Source organism: Aureimonas sp. AU22, assembly GCF_001463745.1.
In the GTDB taxonomy this organism is placed as follows: domain Bacteria; phylum Pseudomonadota; class Alphaproteobacteria; order Rhizobiales; family Rhizobiaceae; genus Aureimonas.
Genome location: NZ_BBWJ01000004.1, coordinates 364,282 through 381,930 on the forward strand (window position 1 = coordinate 364,282; position 17,649 = coordinate 381,930).

At 68.2% G+C, this 17,649-nt stretch carries 13 protein-coding genes; 2 read left to right on the forward strand and 11 right to left on the reverse strand.

Features of this window, described 5'->3' with window-relative positions:
• The first annotated feature begins 3 nt into the window (after nucleotides 1-3).
• Complete coding sequence (locus AUL34_RS02230; protein WP_061930443.1) at nucleotides 4-897, forward strand: transglutaminase family protein; 894 nt, start codon at nucleotides 4-6, stop codon at nucleotides 895-897.
• A 95-nt stretch (nucleotides 898-992) separates the two neighbouring features.
• Nucleotides 993-2,129 (forward strand): diguanylate cyclase, encoded by a 1,137-nt coding sequence (locus AUL34_RS02235; protein ID WP_061930446.1) that lies wholly within the window; start codon nucleotides 993-995, stop codon nucleotides 2,127-2,129.
• Between the two features lie 98 nt (nucleotides 2,130-2,227).
• Here the strand turns inward: AUL34_RS02235 and glgB are convergent, their stop codons facing one another.
• From glgB to xdhC, 11 genes are all read right to left on the reverse strand, one after another.
• Complete coding sequence (gene glgB, locus AUL34_RS02240; protein ID WP_082653086.1) at nucleotides 2,228-4,453, reverse strand: 1,4-alpha-glucan branching protein GlgB; 2,226 nt, start codon at nucleotides 4,451-4,453, stop codon at nucleotides 2,228-2,230.
• On the reverse strand, nucleotides 4,450-5,934 hold the full coding sequence (locus AUL34_RS02245; protein ID WP_061930449.1) for a phosphotransferase: 1,485 nt from the start codon (nucleotides 5,932-5,934) through the stop codon (nucleotides 4,450-4,452). Before AUL34_RS02245 ends, glgB begins: the two co-directional genes overlap by 4 nt.
• A gap of 68 nt (nucleotides 5,935-6,002) precedes the next feature.
• Complete coding sequence (locus AUL34_RS02250) at nucleotides 6,003-8,054, reverse strand: alpha-1,4-glucan--maltose-1-phosphate maltosyltransferase (RefSeq protein WP_082653087.1); 2,052 nt, start codon at nucleotides 8,052-8,054, stop codon at nucleotides 6,003-6,005.
• 159 nt (nucleotides 8,055-8,213) lie between these two features.
• Nucleotides 8,214-9,053: a fumarylacetoacetate hydrolase family protein gene (locus AUL34_RS02255; RefSeq protein WP_061930452.1), complete on the reverse strand. Its 840-nt coding sequence runs from the start codon at nucleotides 9,051-9,053 to the stop codon at nucleotides 8,214-8,216.
• A 128-nt stretch (nucleotides 9,054-9,181) separates the two neighbouring features.
• Nucleotides 9,182-10,594, reverse strand: a complete 1,413-nt coding sequence (gene guaD, locus AUL34_RS02260; protein ID WP_082653088.1) for a guanine deaminase — start codon at nucleotides 10,592-10,594, stop codon at nucleotides 9,182-9,184.
• A 12-nt stretch (nucleotides 10,595-10,606) separates the two neighbouring features.
• On the reverse strand, nucleotides 10,607-11,866 hold the full coding sequence (locus AUL34_RS02265) for a urate hydroxylase PuuD (RefSeq protein WP_061930455.1): 1,260 nt from the start codon (nucleotides 11,864-11,866) through the stop codon (nucleotides 10,607-10,609).
• Between the two features lie 200 nt (nucleotides 11,867-12,066).
• A complete protein-coding gene (locus AUL34_RS02270) occupies nucleotides 12,067-13,152 on the reverse strand; it encodes a BMP family ABC transporter substrate-binding protein (RefSeq protein WP_061930458.1) in 1,086 nt (361 codons plus the stop codon).
• Nucleotides 13,153-13,181: 29 nt separating this feature from the next.
• Entirely contained in the window at nucleotides 13,182-14,105 is a 924-nt protein-coding gene (locus tag AUL34_RS02275) for an ABC transporter permease (protein ID WP_061930461.1), read from the reverse strand.
• A complete protein-coding gene (locus AUL34_RS02280; protein WP_061930464.1) occupies nucleotides 14,102-15,244 on the reverse strand; it encodes an ABC transporter permease in 1,143 nt (380 codons plus the stop codon). The genes AUL34_RS02275 and AUL34_RS02280 overlap by 4 nt, the downstream gene beginning before the upstream one ends.
• Nucleotides 15,244-16,773 (reverse strand): ABC transporter ATP-binding protein, encoded by a 1,530-nt coding sequence (locus AUL34_RS02285; RefSeq protein ID WP_061930467.1) that lies wholly within the window; start codon nucleotides 16,771-16,773, stop codon nucleotides 15,244-15,246. Before AUL34_RS02285 ends, AUL34_RS02280 begins: the two co-directional genes overlap by 1 nt.
• 45 nt (nucleotides 16,774-16,818) lie before the next feature.
• Nucleotides 16,819-17,649, reverse strand: a complete 831-nt coding sequence (gene xdhC, locus AUL34_RS02290) for a xanthine dehydrogenase accessory protein XdhC (protein WP_061930470.1) — start codon at nucleotides 17,647-17,649, stop codon at nucleotides 16,819-16,821.

The following is a 17,649-nucleotide window of genomic DNA, read 5'->3' on the forward strand; positions in this document are numbered from 1 at the left end:
TCCGTGCTCTACGACATCCGCCTTCTGATCGCCTATCACTACCCCGGCTTCGTCAACGACGCCCGGCACATCCTTCGCGTCGAGCCACGCGAGGACCGCGGCCAGCGCGTGGTGTCGCGGCGTCTGGACGTGCGACCGACGCCGGGGGAGATGCACGAAGAAGTCGACTTCTTCGGCAACCGCACGGCCCATCTCCTTCTCGCCCAGCCGCACGACACGCTGCGTGTCGAACTCGTGACCCGCGTATCGGTGCAACGCCCCGCGCCGCGCCTGGCCGCGACCCCGTCGCCCGGCACCGTCCGCGGTCTCGTCGCGGAGAGCCGGGCGAGCGAGGGCGACAGTCCGATCCATTTCGGGGGCGCCGGCCAGATCGTCGCTCCGTCCGCGCCGGTTGCTGCCTATGTCGCGGAAACGCTGAACGAGGCCCCTTCGATCGGCCTCGGCCTTCTGGCGCTCGCCCGTCGCATCCGCTCGGAGTTTCGGTTCGAAGCCGGCGTCTCGACCGTCGCGACGCGCGTGGAGGAGACGTTCGCCACACGCCGCGGCGTCTGCCAGGACTTCTCCCATATGATGATCGCGGGGCTGCGCGGCTGCGGCATCCCCGCCGCCTATGCCAGCGGCTTCCTGCGCACGGAACCGCCCCCCGGACAGCCTCGCCTCGAGGGCGCCGACGCCATGCATGCCTGGGTCGAGGCGTGGGTGGGTCCCGAGGCCGGCTGGATCGGGCTCGATCCGACCAATGGCTGCCTTGCCGGCGACGACCACGTTCTCGTGGCCCTCGGGCGCGATTACGCGGATGTCGCGCCGATCGACGGGGTGCTGATCACCACCGGGCCGCAGAAGCATCGCCATTCCGTCGACATGGTGCCGGTCGCCGACGCGTTACCGGATTGTTAGGGACACCCGCACGTCGCGACACGCTCGGCGGGTGCGGGCAAGGATTCGTTCGCTGATGCGCGGGCACAGTGCGGCCGATCGAAAGGCTGTGCTCGATGCAAATCGACCTCTTCACCATCTACGTCCTATGCGCCGCAGTGCTCAGCGTGGCGAGCGCCATGGCGTTCGGTGAGAGCCTGTTCAATAAGCGGCACCAGAAGGCCCTGCGGATCTGGTCGGTGGCCTATCTGATGCTCCTTGCCGGCTTGATGCTGGTGTCGTGGCGCGAGGAGTTGCCGACGGTTCTGGGCTCGGGCCTGTCCAACATCCTGATCTTCAGCGGCTACGGCCTCATGGTCGCCGGCATCACCTGCATCGGCGGACGCTCCGTGGCGCCGCCGATCGGCGCCGTGGTCGGCGGCACCGCTCTCTGGCTTTGGGCGGGTCCCAACCTGCCGCTTCCGATCTGGCATGCGATGGCCGCGCTGGTGATCGCGTGCATCCAGTTCGCGGGCGTCGTGGCGCTCTCGGCGCCCCCCTTGCGCGCCCTGCGCTCTCGGCCGATCGCCGTCGGGGTCTTCGCCCTCCACGGCCTGGTCTACCTGAGCCGCGTCATCGCCATGCCGCTCCTCGACCCCGTGAAGGACCTCACCATCATCAAGGTCTTTTCCGTGCTGACTATGGGCGAAGGCGTGCTCTATGCGGTCGCCGCCCCCATAGTGCTTCTCGCCATGGTGCGCGAGGAAGGCGAGAACCGTCTTCTCGTCGCGGCGCAGACCGACTTCCTCACGGGCCTCGCCAACCGGCGCAGCTTCACCCAGCAGGCGGGCGAGAAGATCACGCCCGAAGGGTCGGCCGGCGTCCTCATGCTTTTCGACCTCGATCACTTCAAGGCGGTCAACGACACGTTCGGCCATCAGATGGGCGACGAGGTGATCCGGCTGTTCGCGAGGGTGGCGGAAAGCGAGATGAATCCCAACACCGTGATCGGACGCCTTGGCGGCGAGGAGTTCGCCGCCTTCGTTCCCCACTGCGACATGCGCGAGGGCGAGCAGATCGCGGACCGGCTCCGCCGACGCTTCCAGGACGCGGCCGAGGCCGGCCCCAAGACGGTCGCGGTGACGGTCAGCGTCGGCCTCGCCTCCAGCATGGGGCGAGGTCTCGACGAGACCATGGCCGCCGCCGACCGCGCGCTCTATCGCGCCAAGCGGCTGGGCCGCAACCGGGTCGAGCCGGAGGCGCTGGCCGCCTGACGCCCCGGGGTCACGTCCGGTTCGCAAGCCGCGAGCCGGACGCTTGGTCGTCGCACTGTCCGTGCGCGAAAGCCGAGGCGGCTTTCGCGGGAACGGCTCTAGCGCTCGGTCGGAACCAGAACCACGGTCGACAGCGGCGGCAGGCTCAGCGCCACGGAGTACGGCCGGCCGTTGGCGTGGATCTCATCGGCCTCCTTGCCGCCCATGTTGCCGACGTTCGATCCGCCGTAGATCTCGGCGTCCGTGTTCAGCGCCTCGGACCAGAAGCCGCCGTGCGGCACGCCGATGCGATAGTCGTGGTGGACGTTGGGCGTAAAGTTGCAGACCACCAGCGCTACCCCGCCATGCTTGTCCTTTCGCAGGAAGGACAGGATCGACTGGTCGACGTTGGACGTGTCGACCCACTCGAAGCCATGCGGATCGCAGTCGTTCTCGTAGAGCGCCGGCACGCCGCGATACAGCGTGTTGAGGTCGCGGATCAGGCGCTGGACGCCCTGGTGCTCGCCATACTGAAGGAGGTGCCAGTCGAGCGACTGGTCGTGGTTCCACTCCTTCACCTGACCGAACTCGCCGCCCATGAAGAGCAGCTTCTTGCCGGGATGCGCCCACATGAAACCGTAGTAGGCGCGCAGGTTGGCGAACTTCTGCCACCTGTCGCCGGGCATCTTGTCGAGGATCGAGCCCTTTCCGTAGACCACCTCGTCGTGGCTGAGCGGCAGGACGAAGTTCTCCGAATACGCATACACCATGCCGAAGGTCATGTGGTGCATGTGGTATTTGCGGTTGATCGGATCCTCCTGCATGAAATGCAGGGTGTCGTGCATCCAGCCCATGTTCCACTTGAAGTGGAAGCCGAGGCCGCCGGCGTAGGTCGGGCGCGACACGTTGGGGAACGAGGTCGATTCCTCGGCGTGGGTCGAGGCGTTGGGATACTGCCCGCCGACCTGCTCGTTGGTCTCCTTCAGGAAGGCCATCGCCTCGAGGTTCTCGCGCCCGCCATAGATGTTGGGCTCCCATTCGCCATGGTTGCGCGAGTAGTCGAGGTAGAGCATCGAGGCGACCGCATCGACGCGCAACCCGTCGACATGAAAGCGATCGAGCCAGTAGAGGCCGTTGGCGACGAGGTAGTTCTTCACCTCGGTACGCCCGTAGTCGTAGATCAGCGTGTTCCAGTCCTTGTGGAAGCCCCGCCGCGGATCGGCATGCTCGTAGAGCGCCGTTCCGTCGAATCGCCCGAGGCCGTGCACGTCGGTCGGGAAATGGCCGGGCACCCAGTCGAGAAGAACGCCGATATCGGCCTGGTGCAGCGCGTCGACGAGCCGCGCGAAACCGGCCGGATCCCCGAAGCGAGCGGTCGGCGCGTAGAGACCGATCGGCTGGTAGCCCCACGAGCCGTAGAACGGATGCTCGGAGACCGGCATGAACTCGACATGGGTGAAGCCCATGTCCTTGACGTAGGCGGTGAGTTCCACGGCCAGCGCGTCGTAGTCGAGGAACGTGTCTCCGTCGCCCCGCTTCCAGGAGCCGAGATGCACCTCGTAGATCGAGACGGGCTTCTCGCGGTCCTGCCAGTCCCGCGGCTTGGCGCGGAAGGCGTCGTCGTTCCACTCGTGCTCGACGAGCCCGTCCACGATCGAGGCCGTGGAGGGCGCGAGCTCCTGGCGGAAGCCGACCGGGTCTGCCTTCAAAGGCAGGACGTCGCCGTGCTTGCCGATGATCTCGTATTTGTAGACCTCGCCGCGCTGGAGGCCGGGAATGAAGATCTCGAAGACGCCGGTGTCGAGGCGCTTGCGCATGACATGGCGCCGCCCGTCCCAGGCGTTGAAGTTGCCGACCACCGAAACGCGGCGCGCGTCCGGTGCCCAGACCGCAAAGGCGACGCCCTTGACGCCGTCCATCTCGCTGGGGTGGGCGCCGAGCTTCTCGTACAGCTTGTAGTGCCGCCCCTCGGCCAGAAGATAGGCGTCGAAGTCGGACAGGATCGTGCCGAAGCGGTAGGTGTCCTCCTCCTCCCAGGTCACCTCGCCATGGCGGAAGCGGAAGCGGTAGGACGGCAGCTCCCCGGCGATGAAGCCGGAGAACAAGCCGTCCACCTCGCCACGCTCCAGAGCACCGAGGACGTTGCCCGACGCGTCGATCACCTCGGCGCGCTCGGCGCCGGGGCGCATCGTGCGGATCACCGCGCCGCCTTCCGTCCGATGGGCTCCGAGCACGGCGAACGGGTTCTCGTGACGCCCGAGCCCGAGCGCCCGGGCCTCGTCCCCATGCAGACCATGGTCGACGCCGGCAAACGCCTGCGAACTGTTGGTTTCAGTCTGGCTCATCGGACGACCTGACGCTTTTCGAGAAGGGAAACGATGCCCCGGAGCGGGATTGAGAGCCACGCGGGGCGCATCGCCGCCTCGTAGCGCAGTTCGTAGAAGGCTTTCTGCAGGACGAAGAGGTCGAGCAGGCGCAGGTTCGACTCGGCTGTGAGAGGAACCCCGCTTGCCGCCTCCCACGCCTTGAGAAACTCCGCGCTCGTGCGATCGCGCCAAATGTCGGCCGCGTCTCGCACGCGCTCCCCGTCCTCGCCCAATCGATCGCGCGCGGCGAAGGCCGCGTAGTCGAAGGACCGCAGCATGCCGGCGACGTCGCGCAGCGGCGAGGTCTTGGCCCGGCGCTCGGGCAACGGGCGGCCCGGCTCGCCCTCGAAATCGAGGATTACCGCATCCTCGCCCGAGACCAGCACCTGGCCGAGATGGTAGTCGCCGTGGATGCGCGTGCGCCAGCCGCCGACCTCGCCCGCCGAGAAGCCGGCGAACCAGGCGTCGATCGCGGCACGCGCCGCGAGGAGCCGGTCGATCTCGCCCTTCAATTCCGGGCTGCGCTCGGCCTCGCGGGCGAGGACGTCGAGCGCCGCGCCGGCCTCGAAGCGAGCCTCGTCGACGATGCGCTGTAGGGAGGCCGCGTCCAGCGGCTCCGGATCGAAGGCGGCATTGCCGGTGCGCGTGGCAAGGCCCGCATGCATCTCGCCGGTGCGCCGTCCGAGCGTGCGGCCGACATCGAAACGCTCCGCGGACTGCGCACCACCCGACAGTTCGGCGACGATATCGTCCACCACCACGGCCCAGGCGTCGCCACGGTTCGCGACGCGCTCGAAGAGCGCCGCCACGGCGGCATGGCTTCCGTCCGCCCGCCGCAGCTCGAGCGAGCCGTAGAGGGCCGGTGCACCGGTGAAGCCGGTCTGCTCGGTCAGGAACTCGGTGACTTCGAGTTCCGGCTGCTCACCGTCACGAAGGCGTCGGTAGAACTTCAGGATGCCGAGCCGGCCGATGCCGACCGACGTGTTGGACTGCTCGCCCGAAAGGACCTTGATGTCCGCCGCCGGGACCGCCGCGACGGCGGCGAGGCGATCGGCCGCCGCGCGACTGCGGCGCGCAAGGAGCGCCCCGCCCTCCCCCTCGCCCCGCACCAGAAAAGCGACAACCGCCGCGCAGAAGGCCGGATCGCGTGCGGCGTCCGCCAGAAGTCCGCCGGCGGGCCCGGCATCGAGGCTGTAGGCCGCCGCGCCCTCGCCGGCAGGGCAGAGCGGCAGGAAATAGCGCTGCGCCTCGCCGCCCTCGACATGCACGACGAGTTCGCCGAGTTCCGCGCCGCCGATCGGTGCTTCGACCGGCTCGAAGTCAGCGCCCGCGATCCGCTCGGAGCGGCCGGCAAACCAGCGCTGCCGCCCGGCGAACTCGATGAGCGCAGCCGGGGACAGGGACGCCGGGTCGAAGCCCGCGCTCGGCCCGTCGTCCGGCCTGGAGGATGAGTGGGTCATGCTGGCACTCTCGCTAGGGGTTCACGCCACCGGGCGGGACCGCGCCTGCGGCCCCGAGCGCCCGAAGGTCAGGCCGAGATCCGGAACACGGCGTAGGGCCGCTCGTCCGGGCGGAACCACCAATGCTGGATCTTGCCCACCCAGACGAACTGCCGGTCGTCGGCAAGATCCTCGACCTTCACGGAAGCGTCGTCCCCCAGCCCGAGTTCCCACAGAGGCACCTCGAAATGGCCACCCTGCGGGTTGTGCGGATCGAGGCTCACCATGACGAGGATATAGGACGAGCGGTCGGCCGTGCGCTTGGCGAAGTAGAGGACGTTGTCGTTCCAGAAATTGAGGAACTCGAGATTGCGGAAGTCCTTGAGCGCCGGTTCGGACCGCCGGATCCGGTTGAAGAAGGCGATGTCCTCGCGGATGTTGCCCTCCCGCTTCCAGTCGAAGGCGCGGATCTCGTATTTCTCGGAGTCCTTGTACTCCTCCTTGCCTTTCACCAGCGGCTCGTACTCGCAGAGCTCGAAGCCGGAATAGACGCCGTAATTGCCCGCGAGCGTCGCCGCCAGCGCCAGGCGGATCTGGAAGCCCGGCCGCCCGCTCGTGTGGAGGAAGAGCGGGTTGATGTCCGGCGTGTTGACGAAGAAGTTCGGCCGCATGAACTCGGCGCATTCCTCGCGCGTCAGTTCGGTCAGGTACTCGCGCAACTCCCACTTCTGATTGCGCCACGTGAAGTAGGAATAGGACTGGTTGTAGCCGACCTTGGCGAGCCGCTTCATGAGCTTGGGCCGCGTGAAGGCCTCAGCCAGGAACACGGCGCCCGGGTCCACCGCCCGCACCTCGGCGATCAGCCATTCCCAGAAGGGAAACGGCTTGGTGTGCGGGTTGTCGACGCGGAAGATGCGCACGCCCTTGGCGAGCCAGAACAAGACGACGTCGAGCAGTTCCTGCCAGAGCGAGGGGATCGCGCCATCGCGGTAGAAGTCGACGTTGACGATGTCCTGGTACTTCTTTGGCGGGTTCTCGGCGTATTTGATCGAGCCGTCCGGTCGCCAGTCGAACCAGTCCGGATGCTGCTTGATCCAGGGGTGGTCCGGCGAGCACTGAATGGCGAAGTCGATCGCGATCTCGAGTCCGTGGTCGGCCGCGCGGGTGACGAGCCGCTGGAAGTCCGCAAACGAGCCGAGTTCGGGATGAAGGTCCTTGTGGCCGCCTTCCGCGGAGCCGATCGCATAGGGGCTGCCGGGCTCGCCTTCCTCCGCCGTGACCGAATTGTTCTTGCCCTTGCGGTTGGTCTTGCCGATCGGGTGAATCGGCGGGAAGTAGAGGACGTCGAAGCCCATCTCGCGAATGTCGGGCAGGCGCGCGATCACGTCGTCGAACGTGCCGTGGCGATTGACGTCGCCCGACTGCGAGCGCGGCATCAACTCGTACCAGGACGAGAAGGCCGCCCGCTCGCGGTCGACCCAGACGGGCACTTCCTTGCCGTAGGACGACAGGTTCTCGCGAAGGCCGACGTCGCGAAGGAGCGCGATCGTCGTCTCCTCTTCGAAGGCGGCATAGACGGCCTCCGCGTCACCCTTGGCGGCGAGCTTGGCGATGCGCTCGCGCAGCACCTTCAGCGCCTTCCCCTGCTCCTTCGTGCCGCGCCCCGACCGGGCAGCCCTCTCCAGAAGGATCGCACCCTCGCGCAGTTCCAGCGCGATATCGACGCCGGCGTCCCGCTTCTTCCGGGTGTCGCTGGCCCAGGTCGCGAACGTGTCGCGCCAGGCGAGGATGGTGTAGCGATAGGGTCCCGGCTTGTCGAAGCGCACGGTCGCGCCCCACCGGTCGTTGGCGACGAACGCGAAGGGCGTCTCCTGCCAATGGGCGTCGTCCACCCCACGGGTCAGCAGCGCGGCTGCGATGATCTCGTGCCCGTCGGAAAAGATGTCGGCGGTGACGGTGAGCGGCTCGCCCTCCGCGCGCTTGACCGCGAAGCGACCGCCGTCGATCTCGGGCTCGACGCCCTCGATGGCGACGCGATCGGCAGCCAGACGCTGCAGGCGCTCCAGCGAGGCCGCGGCGGATGCCTTTCGGCCGGCCGCTTCGCGCTTCTTGGGCTTCGAGTCGGATACGGCCTGGGACATGAACGGACCTTCCTGCTGCCAGTCGAGGGGCCGGGCGGGCAGCTTGATGAGCCCGCCTCGACGCGCAGAAGGAATAGGGGCCGGGCGCGCCGGTTCCAGTGCAGACGGCCTTTTTGCCCGGCCCTTTCTTTGTCTAGCCGCTCAGGGAATCGTCCCCCCTTACGCGGAGAAGACCTGCCGCTGCTCGCCGAGATGGGCGTTGCCGAGCGTGACGATGTCCCCGCCCTTCAGGAAGACCGGCGGCTTCATGCCGGCGCCCACGCCATGCGGCGTGCCGGTGGTGACGATGTCGCCCGGCTCCAGCGCGAAGAACTCGGAGGCATAGGAGACGATGGTGGCGAAATCGAAGATCATGTCGGCGGTGGAGCCGGTCTGCATCCGCTGGCCGTTGACGTCGAGCCAGAGCTCCAGCTTGCCCGCGTCCTCGATCTCGTCGGCCGTGACCAGCCATGGGCCGAGGGGCCCGAAGCCGGGCGCGCTCTTGCCCTTCAGCCACTGCCCGCCGCGCTCCTTCTGCCACGTGCGCTCCGACACGTCGTTGCAAAGGCAGAAGCCGGCGACGTGATCCATCGCCTGCGCCTTCGACACCTGGTAGCAGCGCTCGCCGATGACGACCGCGACCTCGACCTCCCAGTCAACCTGGCTGGCGCCCTTGGGGATCACGACGCCGTCGCGCGGGCCCGCGATCGACGACACCGCCTTGTTGAAGAGCAGCGGTTCCGTCGGAACGTCGGAACCCGTCTCGGCGGCATGCTCGGCGTAGTTCCGGCCGACGGCGACGAAGTTGCGCGTCCCGCCGACGGGCGCGCCGAGACGGTGGCTCGGGTCGGTCTTGGGCAGGCTTTTCGGATCGAGCGCGCGCAGCTTCTCGAGCCCGGCGCGCGAAAGCACGGCCCCCGCGATGTCGTCGATCTCGCCCGACAGATCGCGCAGATGGTTCTCGGCATCGATCAGACCGGGCTTCTCGGCTCCCGGCTCGCCAAATCGTACCAGTCGCATGGGTCACCCTTTCCGTTGCAGGGGCCACGCCCCTTCCGCTTCAGCCATAGGCCGAAGGGGATGGCGGAAGCCAGAGGCCCAGCCCGACGAGGCGTCTCGCCGACGACAAAACCCCGCGAGGTGCTTCGTCAGCGCTCCTGCGCCGTCCCGTCCTGCAGCCCGCCGGCAAACCCTTGCGCGGCTGCCGGCTGGTCGAGCCGCGCCGGCAGCTCGCCCGCCACATCCCGCACATGGACCCTGCGCCCGTTGGCATAGGTCGCGGCGACGTTGCGCTCGTCGCCGGTCGTCATCAGGACGAAGAGTTCTTCTTCCAACGTCTCCACCCGCTCAGCCCGGCGGCGCTGCGCGGGAGTCGCGGTCGTGTCGAGGATCGCGAAGTCGGCTTCGAAGCCTGGCGCCACCTGCCCGATCCGGTCACCGAACCCGATCGCGTCGGCATTGCCGGCCGTCAGCATGTAGAAAGCCGCATGGCCGCGCAGCTTCTGGCCGCGCAGCGCCAGCACCTTGTACCCCTCGGCCGCGGTGGTGAGCATCGAATAGGACGTGCCGCCGCCGATGTCGGTGGCGATGCCGGTCCTCAGGCCGGCCGCGAGCGCCGCGTCGCGGTCGAAGAGGCCGGAGCCGAGGAAAAGGTTGGAGGTCGGGCAGAACACCGCGGTCGCCTGCGCATCGGCCAGCGCGCCACGCTCGCGCTCGGACAGGTGGATGCAGTGGCCGAAGAGCGCCTTGGGACGCACGAGGCCATAGCGCTCGTAGACGGCGGTATAATCCTCAGCCCAGGGAAAAAGCTCGGCGACGAAGGCGATCTCCTGCGCGTTCTCGGAGAGGTGCGTCTGGATATGGAGGCTGGGATATTCGGCCGCCAGCGCCTGCGTCGCCTCCAACTGCGCTTCCGTCGAGGTCGGCGCGAAACGCGGCGAGATCGCGTAGGAGAGGCGTCGGTTGCCGTGCCAGCGGCGGATGAGGTCCTTCGATTCGTCGTAGCCGCGCTCGGGCGTGTCGAGAAGCGCGTCCGGCGCGTTGCGGTCCATCATCACCTTGCCGCCGACCATGCGCAGGCCCAGCCGATCCGCTTCGGTGAAGAAGCTCGTCGCCGATTGCGGATGCGAGGTGCAGAAGGCGACCGCCGTCGTGGTGCCGTTGCGCAGGAGTTCGGCCATCAGGAAGCGGGCGGCAGCGTCCGACACCGCCGGGTCGCCGTAGCGCGACTCTTCGGGGAAGGTGTATTTCGACAGCCATTCCATCAGCTCCGTGCCGAAGGAGCCGATCACCTGGCTTTGCGGCATGTGGAGATGCGGGTCGATGAAGCCGGACATCAGAAGGTGCGGACGGTGGTCGGCGACAGGCATGGCGGGATCGAGATCGGCCAGGAGATCGACCGCCTCCCCCACCGCCTCGATCACCCCGTCGCGCACCACGACGAGCCCGTCCTCGACGTAGCGGTGCGAGCCTTGCGCGCCCTCGACGAGCGGATGCGCGTGATAGGTCAGGACGCGCGCGCGAATGGCCAGCGTGCCGCCGGCTGAAGACATAGTGGTCATGGGTTCGGTCTCTTATGGCCGCCAGGTGCCGTCGCCGGATCGGATCCAGCGAGCGAGGGCCAGCCGCTCCTGCGGCTCCAGGCCCGTGACGTTGCCGGGCGGCATGGCATGGCTTCGCACAGCCTGTCGATCGATCAGCGAGGCGTTGAGGACGATGTCGCGACCGGTCTCGAGCAGAACGGCCTTCGGCGCATGGCCGATGCCGGGCCACAGGGGTGCGCGGGCATGGCACATGGAGCAGCGCGACTGGATGATGCTCTCGGCTTCAGTGAAGTCGGCCGAACGGGCGAGCGCGACCTGCGGGTCGGCCGGGAAGTCTAGGCTGGTCTCGGCCGCCGTCGGCTCCGAACCCGGGGCGGCGCGCCAACCCGGCGCACCGGACAGCGTGATCACGGCGGCGAACAGCGCACCCGCCACCGCCCAGCACCACCAGAGCTGCTGCCCCGTCTTGTGCATGGTGTTGAAGAAGTGCCGGACCACCGCGCCGATCAGGAGCACCAAGCCGGCAATCGCCCAGTTCCACTGCGTGGCGAAGGCCAGCGGGTAGTGGTTGGAGAGCATCAGGAAGACGACGGGGAGCGTCAGGTAGTTGTTGTGGAGCGAGCGCTGCTTGGCGGCCGCTCCGAGGCTCGGGTCGGGCGTGCGGCCGGCCTTGAGGTCGGCCACCACGATCTTCTGGTTGGGGATGATCAACATGGCGACGTTGGCCGTCATGATCGTCGCGATCATCGCGCCGGTGTGCAGCATCGCGCCGCGTCCGGAGAAGATCTGGCTGAACACGAAACTCGCCGCCACCACATAGACGAAGAGGACGCCGAGGAGCGCGGAATCGTTGTTGCGCAAGGGCGACTTGCAGATCGCGTCGTAGACGATCCAGCCAAGCGCAAGACCGAGGATGCCGATGAGCGACGCGCCCCAGACCGGCAGGTCCGCCTTCGCGGGGTCGACGAGGTAAAGCTCGGCGCCCAGATAGTAGACGAGGAACAGGAGCGCGAAGCCCGAGAGCCAGGTCGCGTAGCTCTCCCATTTGAACCAGGTCAGGTCCTCCGGCATGTGCGGCGGTGCGACCATGTATTTCTGGATATGGTAGAAGCCGCCGCCATGGACCTGCCAGGCCTCGCCGCCGACACCGACCATCGGCGCCCCGTGCGGCCTGCGCAGTCCAAGATCGAGCGCGATGAAGTAGAAGGACGAGCCGATCCAGGCGATCGCGGTGATGACGTGCAGCCAGCGCACGCCGAATTGCAGCCATTCGGCGAAATAGGTCCACATGGGATGAGCCCCGGAACGCCGCCCCCTTGTCGCGGACGCTCCCCACATTGATCCGATGTGCCTTCAGCGGCCCCTCGCCGTTCAGGAGACGGTGGGAGGGGCAGGCGTTGGGTTCGAAGGGCGCGGACGCCCCTCGAATGCTTCCAGAATGCCCTGCCCGGGATCGACCGGGCAAGTGGGTCGCGAGGCGAAACGAAGCCTTAGTTGCGCACGCCCTCGACGTACCAGTCCATCTTCAGGAGGTCGCCGTCCGGGATGCGGGTGCCGGCGGCGATCTTCTCGGCGCCCGACTGGTCCTTGATCGGGCCGGTGAAGACCTCGTAGGTGCCGGCCTTGGTGTCGTCCACGACCTTCTGCGCGGCGGCCTTCACGTCGGCCGGCATCTTGTCGTTGAAGGGAGCCATCTCGACCTCGCCCTCCTTCATGCCGAGCCAGACGTCCTGCGTCTTCCACGAGCCGTCGATCACCGCGTTGACGCGGTCGACGTAGTAGGGGCCCCACTGGTCGACGATCGCGGTCATGTGGGCGTTGGGGGCGAAGCTCTTCATGTCCCAGGCCTGGCCGAAGGCGATGGCGCCGCGCTTCTCGGCTTCCTGCAACGGGCCCGGGCTGTCGGTGTGCTGGGTGATGACGTCGGCGCCCTGGTCCAGCAGCGCGCCGGCGGCCTGCGCCTCCTTCGCCGGGTCGTACCAGGAGTTGACCCAGACGACCTGCGTCTCGAAGGCCGGGTTCACCTTGCGTGCGGCGAGCGTGAAGGCGTTGATGCCCATCACCACTTCCGGGATCGGGAAGGAGGCGACGTAGCCAGCCTTGCCGGTCTTCGACATCATGGCGGCGATGGTGCCGAGCACGGCGCGGCCCTGGTAGAACTTGGAGTTGTAGGCCGCCATGTTCGGCGCGGTCTGGTAGCCCGTGGCGTGCTCGAACTTCACGTTCGGGAACTGCTTGGCCACCTTCAGCGTCGGGTTCATGAAGCCGAAGGACGTGGCGAAGATGATGTCGTTGCCGTCCTGCGCGAGCTGGCGGATGACGCGCTCGGCATCCGGCCCCTCGGCGACGTTCTCGACGAAGCTCGTCTGCACCTTGTCGCCGAGTTTCTCGGCGAGATACTTCCGGCCCTGGTCGTGGGCGAAGGAATAGCCGAAATCGCCGACCGGGCCGACATAGACGAAGGCGGCCTTGACCGGACGGTCGGAGACCTGCGCGAAGGCCGGCAGACCGAGCGCGGTGACGGCAGCGATCGCGGCGCCCCCGAGGAGGACTTGGCGGCGGGTGAAGAGGCTCATGAGGGCTCCTTGGGAGGGCAAGTTGTCGGTCAGGCGGTCGCCCGGAACGGCTTGCCGAGGCAGGCCGGCGCGGCGTTTCGCGTCCGCGCGCTGCCCGAGATGAGGGCGAGCACGAGCACGGTCGCGAGATAGGGAAGACTTGTCAGGAACTCCGGCGCGAGCAGCGACCAGCCGGCAGCCTTGGCCTGGAGTTCGAGCGTGATGACGGCGCCGAAAAGGTAGGCCCCCAGAAGAAGGCGGCCCGGACGCCAGGAGGCGAAGACCACGAGCGCGATCGCGATCCAGCCGCGTCCCGCCGTCAGCCGCTCGGCCCACATCGGGGTGAGCACCAGCGAATAATAGGCGCCGGCGAGCCCCGCCATCGCACCGCCGAACAGCACCGCGAGATAGCGCACCCGGAGGACGGGGTAGCCGATCGAATGGGCGGAGCTGTCGCTTTCGCCCACCGCCCGCAAGATCAGGCCGGCGCGGGAATGCCTCAGGAACCACCAGACGCCGAGCGTCAGGAGAAGCGAGAGGTAGACGATCGGCGAATAGCCGAAGAGGACGCGCCAGATCGGGTCGGCGGCAAGCGCGGCGGGAAAGAAGGAGCCCAGCACCGGCGTTGTGATTCCGACGAACCCGGCGCCCGCCAGTGCCGAAACACCGGTGCCGAAGATGGTGAGGGCAAGGCCCGTCGCGACCTGGTTGGCGGTCAGCGTCAGGGTCAGCCAGGCGAAGATCAGCGAGGACGCGGCGCCCGCCACGATTGCGGCCAACGCGCCGGCATAGGGCGAGCCGACGGTGACCGAGACCGCGAAGCCCGTCACCGCGCCGATGAGCATCATGCCCTCGACGCCGAGGTTGAGGACGCCCGACTTCTCGACCACGAGTTCGCCGAGCGCGGCGATGAGGATCGGCGTCGCCGACGCCACCACGGCGACCAGAATGGCGACGAAGAGTTCGGGGCTCATGCGGCGGCTCCCCGTCCGGAGTTGGTCCCGGGGGCAAGGTTAGGCGCCGGCGCAGGCGCGACCGGCGCGGGCGCGGGGGCACCCGTCCCGGCGGTCAGCCGGTAGCGGACCAGGATGTCGACCGCCAGCAGGAAGAACAGCATCATAGCCTGGAAGACGCCGATGGCGGCGGCCGGCAGGCCGATCGTCGTCTGCGCGCTCTCGCCCCCGACATAGGTCAGCGCCAGAACGAGGGCGGCCAGCACGATGCCGATCGGATGGAGACGGCCAAGAAAGGCGACGATGATCGCGGTGAAGCCGTAGCCGACGGGAAAGCTCGGCACCATCTGGCCGAAGGGCCCGGCCGCCTCGAAGATGCCGGCGAGCCCCGCCATGCCGCCGCCGAGCGCCATGCACAGCCAGACGACGCGCGACTCGCGAAAGCCCCCATAGCGCGCGGCCTGCGGGCTGAGGCCGACGACGCGCACCTGGAAACCCGCGATCGTCCGCGCGATCAGGAACCAGACCGCCAGCGCCAGCGCCAGCGCCACGGGGATGCCGATGTGGATCAGCGTCCCCGGCACCACGATGGGCAGCGTCTGCGCGGACGAGAACATCGCCGTCTGCGGGAAGTTAAAACCCATCGGGTCCTTCCAGGGCCCGCGCATCAGGTAGTAGAGGATCTGGATCGCGACATAGTTCAGCATCAGCGACGACAGGATTTCCGAGACGCCGAGCCGGTTGCGCAGGAAGGCCGGGATGGCGGCCCAGGCCACGCCGCCGACCACGCCCATGGCGATCATGGCGGGCAGGATCCAGATCCCATCCATGTCCATGGTGAGAAGCGCGATGCCGGTGCCGGCGAGCCCACCGATGACGTACTGGCCTTCCGCCCCGATGTTCCAGACATTGGCGCGGAACCCGACGGACAGGCCGATGGCGATGGTGGCGAGCGGCGCCGCCTTCACCAGGAGGTCCTGCCAGCGGTAGGGGTTGAAGAGCGGCGTCACGAAGATCTCGCGCGCAGCGCCCAGCCCGTCGTAGCCGAGGAGGCCGAACACCACCGTGCCGACGAGAAGCGTCAGCGCGACGGCCAGCACCGGCGTCGCGAACAGCATCGCGCGGCTCGGCTCGCGGCGGGGTACGAAGCGCAGAGCCATCAGGCGGCCTCGGCGTCGGGCTGCGTCTCGCCGTGGAGCCCGCCCATCAGCAGGCCGACGCGCTCGATCGAGATGCCCTTCACGTCCATGGCCTCCGACAAGCGGCCTTCGTTGAGAACGGCGATGCGGTCGCAGAGCTCCAGGAGCTCGTCGAGGTCCTGGCTGACGACGACGATGGCGGTGCCGCGTCCGGCCAGATCGATCATCGCCTGCCGGATGAAGGACGCCGCTCCCGCGTCGACGCCCCAGGTGGGCTGGGATACGACGAGAACCTCCGGCTCCTGCCCGATCTCGCGGCCCATGATGAACTTCTGCAGGTTGCCGCCCGACAGGCTGCCGGCCGACGCCGCCTCGCCCGTCGCCTTGACGGAGAAGGCCGAGATGACGCTCGTCGCATAGTCTCGCGCAGCCTTGAGGCGCAGCATCCCGCGACGGCTGAGCCCCTTGCGCGCGCGCGCGGACAGGATGGCGTTCTCGGTCAGCGACAGGGCCGGCACGGCGGCATGGCCGTTGCGCTCCTCCGGCACGGTGGCAAGGCCAAGGCGCCGGCGGGCGGAGACGCCCTCGCGCTCCACGCGCGTCTTCTGAAGCTCGATCGATCCGGTGACGCCGGCCAGCTTCTCACCCGACAGTACTTCCAGAAGTTCGTTCTGCCCGTTGCCCGCGACACCGGCGATGCCGAAGATCTCGTAGGAGCGGACCGAAAACGAGACCTCCTTCAGGCTCGTGCCGAAGGGCGGGTCGCCGGGCACGCTGAGTTCCTCGACGCCGAGCCGTACGGCACCGATGTAGCCGGATGCCTTCGGGTTCAGAGTCTTCAGCGAGCCGCCGATCATCAGCTCGGCCATGGACCGGGCTGTTTCCTCGCGCGGGTCGCAGGAGGCGACGACGCGCCCGCCGCGCAGGATCGTGGCGGACGAGCACAGGGCTTTGATCTCGCCGAGCTTGTGCGAGATGTAGAGGATCGAGCAGCCTTCGCTCGCAAGCTGGCGCAGCACGCCGAACAGCGCCTCGACCTCCTGCGGGGTCAGGACCGAGGTGGGCTCGTCCATGATCAGGATCTTCGGACGCCCGAGCAGCGCGCGCACGATCTCGATGCGCTGGCGTTCGCCGACGGAGAGCGTGTGCACCTCGCGATGCGGGTCGAGCCCGAGGCCGTAGGCGGCCATGACGTCGCGGACCCGCGCCTCGAGTTCGCGGCGCGGCGGCGGATCGTCCATGCCGAGGGCGATGTTCTCCAGCACCGTCATCGCCTCGAACAGGCAGAAGTGCTGGAACACCATGCCGATGCCCAGACCCCGTGCTTCGCGCGGCGAGCCCACCCGAACGGCGCGCCCGTCGAACAGCATCACGCCCTCGTCGGCCTGCTGCACGCCGTAGATGATCTTTACGAGGGTGGACTTGCCCGCGCCGTTCTCTCCGAGCAGCGCATGGATGCGACCGGGCTCGACGGAAAACGAGATGTCGTCGTTGGCGACGACGCCGGGGAAGCGCTTCGAAATGCCCTTCAATTCAAGACGATGCGCCATGGAACTCCGACCGGCGGGACACCCGCCTTCGTTATTGCATTGACTTTACGCAGGCGCAAAGCCTGCGCAATCCTGATCCATGTTTTGCCCAAGAAGTTGAACGACGAGTTCGGCCGCGACCATGGCCGCGATCACCGCCGGTCGCTTGTCGCGCACCGCCGTGCCGCCGATCGGCAGCGTCAGGCGGCCGAATCGTGCCCCCTCTCCGCGATCCATGAGGAAGCGGCGGAACTTCTCGCGCTTCGTGGCGGAGCCGATCATGCCGACATAGGCCGCGTCGTCCCTCGCGAGCGCCGCCGCCGCGATCAGGAAGTCGAGGCCGTGGTCGTGGGTCATCACGACGAAGGCCGACCCCTTCGGAGCATCCGCGATTTCGGCTTCCGGCAATGCCGACCGGCGCCGCTCGATGCCGGGCGGCAGCTCGGCCAGCCGATCGGCGCGCGTGTCGATCACGAGGGTGCGCAAGGGGAGCGGCGCCAGCGCGCGCGCGGTCGCCTGGCCCGTGTGGCCGGCACCGAAGAGATAGACATGCGGCCAGGCGAGGCGCGCCGTCTCGTCGGCCTGCTCCAGCCGTTCCAGCATGGCCGCGGTGCCGCGTTGAAGGCCCAGCACGACGCGGCCGCCGCAGCACTGGCCGATGGCAGGACCAAGCGGGATGTCGAGCGTGCTGTCGCGCTCGCCCGCCGCCAGCATGCGCCGCGCCTCGGCGATCCCCTCCATCTCCAGCGCGCCGCCGCCGACCGTGCCGAAATGGCCGGTCGCGGTGACCAGCATCGTGGCCCCCGCCTCGCGCGGGGTCGAGCCGTCCGCCTTCTCGACCCGCACCACGATGGCGGGATCGCGCGCCGCGAGCGCAGCCTTCAGGTCGGCGAGCAA